Raw genomic sequence first — 13,273 nt, 5'->3', positions numbered from 1 at the left:
AAAATCTCCACCAAAGTTGTACTTTTTGATTACCGCTGTTAATCTAAAAAATTAGAGAAACCCTAAATTATGGCAGTGCCGAAGTAGCTGACAGTTCAATAGACTATGACAGAGGCGGGAAAAATCCTATTTACGCTCGATCGGGCATTCAGGAAGTATGGATTGTCAATTTACAGGAAAACTGCTTAGTTTACCGCCAGCCAACTGTTAACCGTTACAGTGGTAAATAGGGATTATTTGCAGTCAAGGCGATCGCGAAAATACTCCTGATACAAATTGCATCTCGCACTGCCATAATTGCCCTCCAGTTTCACCAAGCCCATACTATTTAATTTAAACGCTAATTCTGACCTCAATCTGACTGGCTTTGAGACACTCGAAACCTCTCTCATCGCCTCAATTAATTCTGGATATTTTTCTAAATTCCACAAATGCCTCCGCAAATGGTCGCTGTAAATTCCTGCCTCCGTTGTTGCCGAGTTCAGCAATTGATTTAAAGTCACATCTTGACGGGCAATGCGATACATAGCCAGCCGCACTAAATAGGGATGTCCTCCCACTAACGCCATCAATTTTGCCACTTCTGTAGCACTCCACTTGAGACCGTGTCGCGCTGCTAACTCTTGCACTTGCTGCGAATTAAACTCCGGCAATTCAATCGGCAATCCCACATTAAACGGCGATTTATTCACATCCAGCGGGATATAAACTTCCGTCGAATGCACCACAACCAAGCGAAACTTTTTCCAAATATCTCGCCGTTTCGCTTCTTCGTGTAAAGCTCGCAATAAGCCAAAAAAATCATCGGCAATTTCCGGCGATTCAAACAGGCGATCGCTCTCATCCAAGCCTAAGGTCAGAGGTCTTGAGGATTCTGACAGTAAATACTGTTCAAAATAAGCCTTGCAGCACTGATTGCTGCCAATCAAATCGGCTAATTGCCAACACTTAGGCAACTGCTCCAGCATTCCTAACTCTTGACCGATGCTAGCACAAAACCACTGCAAAAATGTATCTGAATTAGCGAATATTTTCCGATTTGCTAGCTGAAAACTCAGCGCTACCGTGCGAGAACCTTGCTGTTCTGCGTGATGCAAAATCCTCGCCATCAAGGAAGTTTTGCCCATTTGTCTGGGTGCTTTTATGCGGATCAGCGCTCCCGGCTGGGCGATCGTCTCGTAACAGCGGGATTCGATCGGAGGGCGATCGATATAAAGATAAGAAGTGAGTTCAACTTGTCCTCCCGGCAATTCTGGCGGCGCTGCTGACAGGGGTTGAATTATTGACTGTTTTGTGCTAGTAATTGCTTTCCATTCTACAGCCAATTCATGGTCGGTCGTTAACGATGTGCGACCTTCTTTGATAATGGTTAAAATTTGTGATAATAACTTAAATGAGTCGCCAGCACCGCGCCACAGCCAGGGCTGAATTCCTGCCAAATAGCTCAGTAAATCAAAGGAAAGCGGTGTATTTAATTCAACGCAAATCGGTAAAATTGCTGGTTTGCGAGCAGTAAGATTTTGCAATTCCTTGGCTAGCTGCACTTGTTCCAATACCATTTCGCTAGCGGCCGATTCTTCGGAAAGCAGTAACAGCAAATAATCGCAACGCTTTAAATATGAGAGTGAATCGCTGCTGTTGTTAATAAAAAAGACTTCGTGGCCTCCCGCACTCAAAGCTTGGTGTAACTGCTGGGAAAGGGTGTTGTGTGAGGTCGTGAGGGCGTTGGCGAAAGCGTTGCGATCCGAAGGAAAGCCCTCGAAGAGGATCGCCACTTTTGCTCTCACAAGCAGTACCTCCTCTGGGTCTGAATTCGCCTCAAAATCAGCTATATCGCGCCATTCCTGGCCCAATCCGCGACAAATTTCGATGAAATTGGCATAATCCACAGGTTTGCCATTCAGAAAATGGCTGACAGTAGATTGCGCCATCCCTAAATCCTCAGCCAGGATTTTCTGACTGGGAAAGCCATTTCTCAGGAGACAGGATTTAACTGCGCGAATGCACTCTTCGCGCACCCTTAGCGATCGTGGCATTGCTTATCACAATCAAGACACTGAAACTATCATAAATGCCAACCGCCCCTAAAGTCGATGAAAAGTCGATGAAAAGTCGATGATTTTTCAAATAACTCAGTCGCCAACTCAAATAGCCGCCTGATTAGATTAGAAATAACAAGGTTGAATCCCATCAAAACGAGGTAAAAGCATTGTGTATTCTATCCTAATTTTGTCGCTGGCGTCAGCCACTAATCAACCAGGTTTCGCCTTCACCCCGCCCCTTTTATGGCTGCTGATCGGAGTTGTGCTTAGTGCGATGGAGCTGTTAATCATCAAAACTCAACCCCAGAAATACAGGTTTTACCTACTAATGATGGGAGCTTCGGCTTTAATTGAATCCTTTATTTTGTGGAGGGGATCTGTAGCATTTCAGTTTAGTTGGGCGAACATAATGTATGAAGATTTTGACTGGCAAATCTTCTACTGGATGGGGATAGCCCTCGCGCTGAGCATCTGGATTCGACCGATTTTCATTGTTCGCAAAAAGTTTGTGATTCCCGAAGCAACGGAAGCGACAACAATCTCCGAGATTTTCCCCGGAGAAACCGGAATGGTGATTTATGAAGGGGCTTCGTGGAAAGCTCGCAATGAAGATTCTTATGGGGCGATCGCACCCAGACAAAAAGTTTACGTTTTGCGCCGCGAAGGAAACACGCTGATTGTTGTACCTGACAGATTAATTCATATCAACAGCTAAACCTTCGCCACAACCTCAATTCATCTTTAGTTCACAGTTTAAAATTACCAGGAGATTCACTATGTATCAGTATTTTTTGATGGTGTTGTTTGCAATCACCGGAGTATCCTTAGCCAGCAGCGTAAAAATCGTCCGTCAAGGAGATGAGGCCTTAGTTGAAATTTTCGGAAAGTACGATCGAAAAAAACTAGAACCTGGTTTGACTTTTTTGATTCCCTTTGTCGAAACAGTCGCCTATAAACAAACTCTGCGCGAGCAAATTTTAAACTTGCCACCGCAAGAATGCACAACGCGCGATCGGGTGGCCATCACCGTTGATTTTATTGTGTACTGGCGAATCATTGACTTAGAAAAAGCTTCCTACAAAGTGCAGAATCTCAAGGAAGCGATGTTAAATATGCTGATTCTTTCAATTCGGACTCACATTGCGACATTAGCTCTGGAGGAACTTTACACGGCTCGCAATGAAATCAATAATGCTTTAGTGGAAGAGTTGGATACAACGACAGATCCTTGGGGTGTGAAGTTTACGAGAGTGGAATTGCGCGATTTTGCGATCGGCAGTAAAGTGATTGGGCCGACATCCATTGACCGGAAAGAAGTACAAAAGCTGCGAGCTTAGAGATTAGTATTCCCTCGTTTTCCTCGTTACCAGGCTCTTCCTGGTAACGCAGATGCTTTGGCTCTGCCTCGCCGAATTTAATTCGCCTCGTACATACCATTTAAGGAGACAAAAGCATGACGACTAACAATCAAGAATCAATTTTTAGCAATGCGACTTATGGCGGTTGCGGATGCTTATTGCTTTTAATGGTCATTGGAGTAATTGGCGCGATCGCTCTGCCATCATTTCTGAATAGTACCCATAAACCTATGATTTCAGAAGCAAAACAGTATGTTGGCTCAATGAACCGCGCACAGCAAGCCCTATTTATAGAAAAAAGTGCTTTTGCTACTTCTGTTAATGCTTTGGGGATTGGGATTAAAACGGAGACAACAAATTACAAGTATTCAGTTCGCGCCACTAAGAAAGCAGGATTTAATTATGCAGTAGCCAAGGGAAAAAACTTAAAAAGTTATGTCGGTGGTGTTTTTCTGGTTCCTGCTAAAAACTTTGAGCCAAATGCTGCTCAAGAGGAAATAACTACAAGATCCATATTGTGCGGAGCTGATTTTCCCGGTACAATTAAACCAGCGGAACCCACTTATGAAAATGGTAAAATTGCTTGTGGTAAAGGCACAACACAAGTAACCAGATAATCTAACTATACGCAATAAAATGACAGTCGATTACCAATATCAAATCGGCATTCAATTGAGATTTACCGGACTAAAGTCCTTACTACAAACATAGAGGATAGAAAACTATGACTCAACAAAATTCTAAATTAGCTATAGCAATTCTTGCAGGAGTCGTAATTTTTTTACCCCACCCCAACCCTCCCCGCGAGTTCGGGGAGGGAGTAAGAAATTTACAAATGATTTAGGATGGCTATAGCATTGCATCTAATAATGGTAGGTGGTTAGTGCTTTTAATGGTGATTGGAGTATTTATTTCGGTCGCTGTGCCATCATTTATGGCTAAGGTTAGGAACAGAAAGCAAGGGTCAGCCAGAGAGTATGTTAGCTCAATCAACAAAGGTCAGCCAGCCTATTTTGCAGAAAAAAATGTTTTTAGCACTTCTGTTAAGGCTTTAGGAATTGGCATTAAAACCGAGACAGAAAATTACAAATATTCCATTCTGATAACTAAAAAAGCAACATTGAATTATGGAGTATCAAAGCAAAAATACCTTAAAAGCTATGTCGGTGGTGTCTTTGTAATTCCTGCTAAAAATTTTTAATCAAATGCTCCTAAGAATAAAATAACGACCACATCTATATTGTGCAAAGCTGATTCTGCTGGTAAAATTAAACCACCAGAACCCACCAATCACAATGGTAAAATTTCTTGTGCTACAGGCACAGTAGAACTGACAGACCGTTATTACTAGAGGCTAGATAATGACAGTGGATTACCAATATCAAATCGGCGGCAGTCTCCCGCAAAATGCACCTACTTATGTAGTGCGACAAGCTGACTCAGAACTTTATCAAGCCCTGAAAGCTGGAGAGTTTTGTTACGTGCTCAATTCCCGACAAATGGGCAAATCCAGCTTGCTGGTGCGAACTGTACAAAAGCTCTCCGCTGATGGCATTGCCTGTGCTACGATCGACCTTTCGGACATTGGCAACCAGCAAGTCTCTCTAGATAAGTGGTACGGGGGCGTCGCTTACAAACTCTTGTGCAGTTTCAACCTGTTTAACCCAGTCGAGTTTATGACTTGGTGGCAGGAGAGAGAGTTGATGTCGCCAGTACAGCGCTTAGGAGAGTTAATTGAAGAGTTGCTACTGGCAAAACTTCCTCAACCTCTTGTCATTTTTATTGATGAAATTGATAGCGTTCTAAGTTTCAAAGAACCGCTAGATGATTTTTTTGCCCTAATTAGAGCTTGCTACAACAAACGCGCTCAGAAGTCAGAATACCAGCGGCTAACATTTGCTTTGCTGGGAGTAGCTACGCCATCGGATTTAATTAGCGATGCAACTCGCACGCCCTTTAATATCGGTTTAGCTATTGAGTTGCACGGTTTTAACTTACAGGAAGCTCTGCCTTTATCAAAGGGATTTGAGGGAAAAGTAGACAATCCTCAAGAGATTTTAAAAGAGATTTTGGATTGGACTGGAGGGCAGCCCTTTCTGACTCAAAAGCTTTGCAAGCTGATTCTGCACAATGTAAAAAGCTTAGCAGCGGCTTCTATTATATCAGACTCAACGGATGAAATCACGACTGAAAGTCTTCCTACAAATCAATTATTAATTAGCGAGATAGTGCAATCTCATATTATTGATAATTGGGAATCATCCGATGAACCGGTACACCTCAAAACAATTCGCGATCGCCTTCTTAGAAATCACCACCACGCCAGTAGGTTATTAGGATTATATCAAAAAATATTGCCACCCTTTGATCCCGCCCAACCCCCCTTAAAAACGGGGGATGAAATGCCTGAATTACCCTTGTTAAGGGATGCTGGAGGAATCTGGGCAGATGATACTCCCGAACAAACAGAATTGCGGCTGAGCGGATTAGTAGTAAAACGAGCTGGAAAATTAACTGTATACAACCGCATTTACGCAGCTATATTCAACCCAAACTGGGTAGAAAAAGCACTCAGTGACTTGCGCCCCTATGCCGAATCTCTAACAGCATGGATAGCTAAAAACTGTCAAGATGAATCTCGCTTGTTGCGCGGTCAAGCACTGGAAGATGCCAGAAAATGGGCGGCAAATAAAAGCTTGTGTACCCAAGATTATCAATTTTTAAATGCTAGTCAAGAAGCGGAATTAGCCCAATTCCGCTGTCAAGAAAAACAGCATCAAGCTGAAATAGAACAGCTGCGACGCGAAAAAAAGTTACTAGAGGAACTAAGCGAAGCACAAAAGCAAAAAAAAGTGATTGCAGCTAAACTTTGGCGCGAGCAACAACTGAGAGTGCAAACAGTTACAGCAGCAGCAGGAATACTGATATTAATTCTGATAGGAGCCTTTTGGATTAAACCATCAATCGAAGAAAGAAACAACAAAATTCTCACTCTCAGTCTACTATCAGAAACGCTGTTTTCTGCCGATAAAAAAGAGGAATCTCTGCTAGAAAGCATTAGAGCTGTTACAGAAATGAACCGATCGCTCGGAGTCAGCTCAGATATTCAGATGCGAGTGGCGATCGCCCTCGAACAGGCAGTTTACAGCTTTCGGGAACGCCGCCGCTTGCAGAGTCAAGCCAGCAGCCTTGCTTTCGCGAGTTTCAGTCCTGACAGTCAAACGATTGTGACTGCTACCGATGATAATTCTATCAAAGTTTGGCAAACTAATGGAACTTTGCAAGCAACATTGACAGGGCATACTGATAAAATTAGAAGGGCAATCTTCAATCCTAGCGGTGAGATTATTGTCTCAGCCAGCGACGATCGCACTGTAAAAATTTGGCAAAAAAATGGCAAATTGATTCACGATCTAAAAGGACACAGCGGTAAAATAACAAGCGTATGTTTGAGTCCAGATGGTAAAATCATTGCTTCAGCAAGTGCCGATGGAACTGTTAAACTCTGGACAATCAACGGTGAAGAATTGTCAAGTTTAAAAGTCGAGCGAGGTTGGATAACCAGCGCGAGTTTTAGCCCAGAGTGTCAGATAATTGCTGCGGCTGGCACTGATGGTACTGTTAAACTTTGGAGTTTGACAAAGGTTGTGGAAAAGTTGCAAAAACAGCAGTCCATCGAAGCAAGCACCGATATTCAATTGCTCCGAAGCTTAGAGATTGAAAGTGATAAAATTATGAGTGTAACTTTCAGTCCCGACGGAGCAATGCTGGCGACTGCAAGTGCTGGGGGAAATGCGAGAATTTGGAGTAAAGACGGCACACCGCTAAGTATTTTAAAGCATACAAGTGGATTGACAAATATCAGCTTTAGTCCCGACAGTCAAATGTTGCTATCTGCAAGCACAGACAAAATGGTGAGGCTGTGGAACATTGACGGTACATTGCTCAAAACTTTAAAAGGTAACAAGGATGCTGTTTGGAGTGCGAGTTTTAGTCCAGACGGCAAGGCGATCGCTAGTGCTAGTGCTGACGGTACGGTGATGCTGTGGAATTTTAATCTTGAGGATTTGTTGCAGCAGGGTTGTAATGGAGCCCGCAATTATTTTCAGACAAATCCGATCGCCAATCAAAACAATCGCCACCTCTGCGACGGGATTGGAACTCAGTCGGGACTCAGACAAAAAAAAACCGGTCAGTCGATTTTAGATTTTAGATTTTAGATTTTAGATTGACCCGACAGATAAATCTGGGAGCTTGAACTAGGGTCTAAATTTTTTATCTTTCCACGACTTAAGTACGTGGCACGGTATCCGTTTTTGGGCCTTGTCAAGAGTCAAAATCTTGAGTTTTGCAGCAAAGTATCTAGGAAAAAACCGGCTTTTTGACAAGCGAATTTCAAAGGTGGTACCCGCCACGTGATTTATCCGTGGAATCAATCCAAAATCGCAAATCGAAAATCCTCAAGCCCCCGCATTTATCCCTGGGATCAATCTAAAATCTAAAATCGCAAATCGAAAATCGATTGACCCCCCCTGCGTCTAGGGCTGATATGGTTACAATGGTGACCAGCTAATAGGTAATAGGTCAGCCCGATCGGTGTATTCAACTCTAGAGCAAAAGTACCAGCGCCTGCAAAAAGACTTAAGGGGCGGAGTCATAGCCCTTGGCGGCATTTTATGCACCGGTACTCTCTGGTATTGGCAAGTGGAAAAATGGTCTTTGCTCGATGCCGCTTACATGACAGTATTTACCCTAGCAACTGTGGGCTACGGTGAACTTCAGCCCCTAAGCCAACGCGGGCGAATGTTTACCATATGCCTGATTTTGATGGGCGTGATTGTGATTGGTTTCATCGTCAACCGCTTTACAGAAGCGCTGATTCAAGGATATTTTCAAGAAGGAGCAAGAATTAGGCAGCAGCGACGATTGGTAGATTCTTTGATCGGGCATTACATTCTCTGCGGTTTTGGGCGCATTGGGCGTCAGATTGCCTTGGAATTTCAGGCAGAAAATATTCCTTTTGTGGTGATAGATTCGGCGGTGCAGTCGGTTGAGGCAGCTTTGGCGCTGGGGTACACGGCTGTCCAAGGAGACGCGACTCTGGACGAAACTTTGCTGAATGTCGGGCTCGATCGCGCACTTTGCATAGTAGCAGCTTTGCCTTCGGATGCCGAGAATTTATACACTGTCCTGTCAGCGAAAACTCTGAATCCGAAGGTACGGGCGATCGCCCGCGCCACCACAGAAGAAGCCGCAAAGAAGTTGCAGCGGGGCGGCGCCGATGCCGTTGTATCCCCATACATTACCGGGGGAAAACGCATGGCGGCGGCTGCTTTGCGGCCTCAAGTTATGGATTTTTTAGACGGTGTTTTGACGGGCACGGATAGTTCTTTTTACATGGAGGAATTTTTGATCGATCCCAATACTTGTGTCTACGTCGGGCAAACTTTGAGAAATGCCAAGTTGCGATCGCAATCGGGGGCCTTGGTTTTAGCGGTGCGGCGCGCTGGCGGGACTTTGATTGTGGGGCCTACTGGAGACACTGCGATCGAAGGAGGAGATATGCTGATTTGTTTGGGTACCGCACAACAACTGCGCACCCTCAATCAAATCCTCAGTCCCCTGAGTTTTCGCCTCCCCCGACCCCCAAACTAATACGATTAATTAGGTTTGTAGTAAGGACTTTAGTCCTCTCTCGATCAATGCTGCAGTAATAGCTTCTGTTTGCAGAAACTCCCGTTCTTCGTCGCTGAGTAAATCCCCGATTAACTGCGGTTTTCCTTTTTCATCCGGTTCGCTGTGCTGTTCTCAAATGTACTCGCAGGCATTCACCAAAAACCCACAAGTCCCCGCCGCCAAATCCCCGATTCGTTGCTTCGGTTTGGGGTCAACCATCTGCACCATCATGCGGATAATATGGCGAGGCGTGCGAAACTGTCCGTTACGCCCGGCACTATTGAGTTTACTCAGCAGATATTCGTACAAATCGCCTTGAACATCCTGATTCTGTTCCGAGATTTTCATCTCATCAATCAAGTTGCAGACTTCAATCAGCGTCGCAGGTTTGCTGATTTTAAACTCAGCATTCTGCATATATCGCTCAAAAGAACTCCCCTCAGTCCCCGCCGTCCGCAACCAGGTAAAAACCCGATCGCGAAGATGCTTGAGCTCCCGATCTGCCTTAAAGTTAATCGAGTGCGACCACCGCAATTCTGGGTTAATTTGCGTTTCAAACGGTTGATTGCGGCGTTTGGCCTGTTTCTCGCGCTGGTTCTCGGCGTCGTCTAGGCGTTTGAGGAATAGCAGATAGGAGAATTGTTCGATCGCATCCATCGGGTTCGATAGTCCCGACGACCACAATCTATCCCAAATTTGGTCAACTTTCGATCGCAGTTCGGGCTCCTTAGCATGGGTGACTTCTTTCCTCTTTTGCCATTATTTGACAGCCATTATAACCTTTTCTTGGCAAACCTCAATCAGACAATTGATGACACCTGTAGCAAGCATCTCTATAGTCTCTTGACTAAGTGAAGGCTTAGATGCTATGAAATTAAGAAGCATTTTTTCTTGAAAAGTAGCCGTTGCAACTGCAAACATTTTGCCGAAAATAGCATTAGACAGAAGAAAACTGATTTCTTCTATTTCCAAATCCCCATAAACTTCAGAAATATTAACTCTGCCAATATTAGTCACCGAAATTGTGAGCAATAATTCATCAGGATTGTCAATATAATATTCAAGGATTTTTCTCAACATCATTAAAGGCTTAAAAAAATCTTTTCTTTTTAAACCTAATTCAATATTCTTAGTAATATCTCTGGATAAATCCCAAAACGACATCTGAGGTTTTATCTGATGGAAGGAAGTTAAAAATGAAGCGAAAAACCCCATATTCTTCTGTTTAATAGGAGGTTCTAGACGCCTGCGCAGATCCACATAAGAACGGCATGAAACCTTAATGCTTCTTGGCTTTTCCCTGCTAATTTTATTAGCTACTGTAAGTAGCATTGCTGCACATAATGCCCCCTGAACTGTTGTCTTTTCTTGGCGACAAAGTTCAATTAATTTTTGGGTTAACTCTTTTTCTAAGAATCTATGACTCATGCCACAACTACGAGACTCAATGGGAACCGTCTCTTCAGACTCTAATGTTTCTGGTTTGTGTAAAAGCATTTGTAATTTCATTTTCAGCAAAAACCATTTGCCCTTGTCGATCCCTTTCTTTCCTTTCATCCATTTAGGTAATAATTCCTCTAAGGGTGGAATAGCAGACTCGCAATCTATATCAATGGAATCTCCCGAGGTAATTATTTGGTAACATTTCAAGATTTCTGATTGTAAGCTTATACAAGATAATCCGTCTGATATGGCATGATGTACAGTTGTGATTAAATAGCTGGTGTTGATTTCGGATTGTTTGTAAATAAGAACGCATCTTAGCAGAACCTGACTGCTATCAATAGTCTTGTTCAATTCTTCTGTCACAACATCTTGCCAGTTGTCATGTATGCCCTGTGAAACTACACATAAAGGAATTTTTCCTGTTCCTTGATTTGTAAATTCGAGATGTTCGAGCGTTCCAACTATCCGAGAGTTCAGTAGAGGATGAATACTTTGGATCGCATCTAACGCCTGCCTCAAAATCTCTTTCCTAATTTCACCTTTTATCCGGCTGATTGTTACTATATTTAATGAGCCATTTTGGCGGTTCAATAGCTCCATCGCTTGTTCTATGACCGAAAGCGCTCTGTTGTTATTCATAAATTTAATAGCTCTTTTATTTATCTGAAATCAATCATTAACTATTAAGCCGCTCACTTTTCAGTAAACTCAATCATCTCATCCACTTCCTGCTGAGTAAACCACCGTTCCACAGCATCCTCCCCAAACCGATCTAACGGTGCCTCATACAAATCCGGAACTTCCAACCGCCGCTTTTTCAAAAACACATTCTGCACGGCCCTTAAAAACTGAATCTGATTGGAGTTAAACTGCCGTTGGGCAATAAAATCCTCAAAATTCCGCCTTACCACATCTTGATAATCCGGCAATGCCTCAATCTCGAACAACTCTCCCAGAAACGATAATAAACTATTCACCTTCAGATTAAACGCCTTGCGAATATTCGACTCGGATAACTGCACATTTCCCCCACCTAACTCCTGCCTTAGAATACGCTCTAACGCCACCAGTTGCAAGTCCGTCACTGCTTCCCGGTTGCGAATTGCTGCAATTGTCCGGTGAGTCTCCACAATCTCCAACACCTTAGCCTCAACTCGTTGGCGATATTCCTCCACATAAACCTGTTCTCCCCCTTCTGGCAAGCTGATATAACCACTGGTAGCAATGCGATCGCCCAAATCAATCTCAATAAACGAACTGGGACGCTGACGCCGATTTCTCATCTGATTTGCCAAAGAAGCGTGAGCCCCATTTAACTCATCCGGTGTCGCCCTCCGCAGCCGATGCGACAAGCAAAAATCCGCCGAACCCCGACGCTGGGAGTCCTCAAACACAAAATCCGGCAACCGACTCACATCCTCCGCGATCGATTCCAACCTCCCCGGTTTTGCCCCATCGGTGAGAATTTCCAGCTTCAACCGTTCCACCTTATTCGTAAACGTCGCCGCCGCCACATCCACCCCCGCCACAAACCTCAGCAGCGGCGCAACCTGAGTGCGGAGAAAATCAATATTGCGCTGACTCAGATACCGCCAAAATCCATCCGTCCAAGCTTGCTCAATCTGAGAATAAACCTGCTGCACGCTAAACGCATCGCGGGGAATTGGGTTAATTTGCTGCCGTAAATCCCTAATTGCCTGCTGACAATCTGCCGACTCTTGATTATCTAAATAAAGTTATCGTAATCTCTCCAAAATTGGGTCAACTGGCGATCGGAGTTCGGCGCCAGCGAGCACAATTTAAAACCCGGTACTTGTAGAAACCTGATTTTACTACCTTTTTTGACTGCAGGCGTAGTTCAGCACCTTTCTTTGAACTTCATTAGGGGGAAAGTACGCTTCTCGATATCTTTCATAGACTACAATTTTTCCGGTTTTAACGCTTCCCTCTGCTAGTCTCTGCATCATCCGAGTTTGGCAATTGGCGGAGTACAGCACGTATTGTTTTGAGTTAGTCCTCACATCAAAGGTAATACGAGCCCCTTGTCTATTTATTGTGTTAGTTCCTACATACCAAAAATCATTATTAATAGACCTCTTGCAAAAATAAATAGGACGGGCTCTTCGGCCCATCCCACAAGAAAAAATAACTCTTGTGGGATAGGCATCTTGCCCGTCCCATCAATTGATCGAAAGGATTTTTGCAAGAGGTCTAATCTTTGTTCCAGGAACAGGTTTCCACACAACGTCTGAAATTGCCGAAGCTGTCATTGCTGGACTTAAAACCCCAAGCGCAGCCACCAGTGTCAAAGAAATAAATTTCATATCTCTCCTCTTGGATATAAAAAATTAAGCTGCTAACTCTTCAGTAAACTCAATCAACTCATCCACTTCTGAGTAAGTAGTTAAGCAAAATTAATTACACAAACAAACATTATGCTACAATAAGACTATTGAGTTGTACAGAGAGATATTGTGTATGTTTTTACTTAGAGATGTTAATCCACTTTCATTTAAATTACTAATCCGAATTTATCGTGAAAGTAGACATCATCAAGTGCGTCAAAGAGCACATTTTTTGATCTTGGTTTCGCAAGGTGTCAAAAATAAAGACTTGAAGAAAATATTTAAAATCAGTCATAAGACTATGTATAACTGGTTGAATCGATGGGAGGCCGAGGGAATGCTCGGACTATATAATAAGCCAGGTCGCGGTAGAAAACAAACATTTGATTGTACACAATTAGCTCAA

The 13,273-nt window shown here is 43.5% G+C and carries 13 protein-coding genes; 8 read left to right on the top strand and 5 right to left on the bottom strand.

Annotated features, from left to right (window positions below):
• Positions 1 to 50: 50 nt before the first annotated feature.
• Complete coding sequence (locus QUB61_RS04050) at positions 51 to 230, top strand: Uma2 family endonuclease (protein ID WP_445300175.1); 180 nt, start codon at positions 51 to 53, stop codon at positions 228 to 230.
• 3 nt (positions 231 to 233) lie between these two features.
• On the opposite strand, the gene QUB61_RS04045 is transcribed toward QUB61_RS04050, so the two are convergent.
• Positions 234 to 2,036, bottom strand: coding sequence for an AAA-like domain-containing protein (locus QUB61_RS04045; protein WP_333124227.1), 1,803 nt, complete (start codon positions 2,034 to 2,036; stop codon positions 234 to 236).
• A 175-nt stretch (positions 2,037 to 2,211) separates the two neighbouring features.
• On the opposite strand from QUB61_RS04045, the gene QUB61_RS04040 reads away from it, so the two are divergent.
• From QUB61_RS04040 to QUB61_RS04015, 6 genes are all read left to right on the top strand, one after another.
• Positions 2,212 to 2,757 carry an NfeD family protein gene (locus tag QUB61_RS04040; RefSeq protein WP_333124224.1) on the top strand — a complete coding sequence of 182 codons (546 nt, stop codon included), beginning with the start codon at positions 2,212 to 2,214 and terminating at the stop codon, positions 2,755 to 2,757.
• Positions 2,758 to 2,818: 61 nt separating this feature from the next.
• Positions 2,819 to 3,379 (top strand): SPFH domain-containing protein, encoded by a 561-nt coding sequence (locus QUB61_RS04035; RefSeq protein ID WP_333124222.1) that lies wholly within the window; start codon positions 2,819 to 2,821, stop codon positions 3,377 to 3,379.
• A gap of 116 nt (positions 3,380 to 3,495) precedes the next feature.
• Positions 3,496 to 4,017, top strand: coding sequence for a type IV pilin-like G/H family protein (locus QUB61_RS04030; RefSeq protein WP_333124219.1), 522 nt, complete (start codon positions 3,496 to 3,498; stop codon positions 4,015 to 4,017).
• Between the two features lie 275 nt (positions 4,018 to 4,292).
• Entirely contained in the window at positions 4,293 to 4,601 is a 309-nt protein-coding gene (locus QUB61_RS04025) for a type IV pilin-like G/H family protein (protein ID WP_333124216.1), read from the top strand.
• Between the two features lie 160 nt (positions 4,602 to 4,761).
• Complete coding sequence (locus QUB61_RS04020; protein WP_333124213.1) at positions 4,762 to 7,620, top strand: AAA-like domain-containing protein; 2,859 nt, start codon at positions 4,762 to 4,764, stop codon at positions 7,618 to 7,620.
• 376 nt (positions 7,621 to 7,996) lie between these two features.
• Entirely contained in the window at positions 7,997 to 9,055 is a 1,059-nt protein-coding gene (locus QUB61_RS04015) for a potassium channel protein (protein ID WP_333124210.1), read from the top strand.
• A gap of 153 nt (positions 9,056 to 9,208) precedes the next feature.
• Here QUB61_RS04015 and QUB61_RS04010 read toward each other — a convergent pair whose 3' ends face one another.
• The 4 genes from QUB61_RS04010 to QUB61_RS03995 form a co-directional block, all read right to left on the bottom strand.
• Positions 9,209 to 9,793, bottom strand: a complete 585-nt coding sequence (locus tag QUB61_RS04010) for a type I restriction-modification system subunit M N-terminal domain-containing protein (protein WP_333124484.1) — start codon at positions 9,791 to 9,793, stop codon at positions 9,209 to 9,211.
• Positions 9,794 to 9,835: 42 nt separating this feature from the next.
• Positions 9,836 to 11,161: a phthiocerol/phthiodiolone dimycocerosyl transferase family protein gene (locus QUB61_RS04005; protein ID WP_333124207.1), complete on the bottom strand. Its 1,326-nt coding sequence runs from the start codon at positions 11,159 to 11,161 to the stop codon at positions 9,836 to 9,838.
• A 53-nt stretch (positions 11,162 to 11,214) separates the two neighbouring features.
• On the bottom strand, positions 11,215 to 12,165 hold the full coding sequence (locus tag QUB61_RS04000) for a type I restriction-modification enzyme R subunit C-terminal domain-containing protein (RefSeq protein ID WP_333124204.1): 951 nt from the start codon (positions 12,163 to 12,165) through the stop codon (positions 11,215 to 11,217).
• A 537-nt stretch (positions 12,166 to 12,702) separates the two neighbouring features.
• Entirely contained in the window at positions 12,703 to 12,846 is a 144-nt protein-coding gene (locus tag QUB61_RS03995) for a hypothetical protein (RefSeq protein ID WP_333189829.1), read from the bottom strand.
• Between the two features lie 154 nt (positions 12,847 to 13,000).
• Here QUB61_RS03995 and QUB61_RS03990 point away from each other — a divergent pair.
• The coding region (locus QUB61_RS03990; protein WP_333189827.1) for a helix-turn-helix domain-containing protein at positions 13,001 to 13,273 on the top strand (273 nt) is incomplete at its 3' end.

The organism is Microcoleus sp. C2D2, from assembly GCF_036702495.1.
Lineage (GTDB): Bacteria > Cyanobacteriota > Cyanobacteriia > Cyanobacteriales > Microcoleaceae > Microcoleus.
This window is presented reverse-complemented; position numbering and strand designations above follow the sequence as displayed.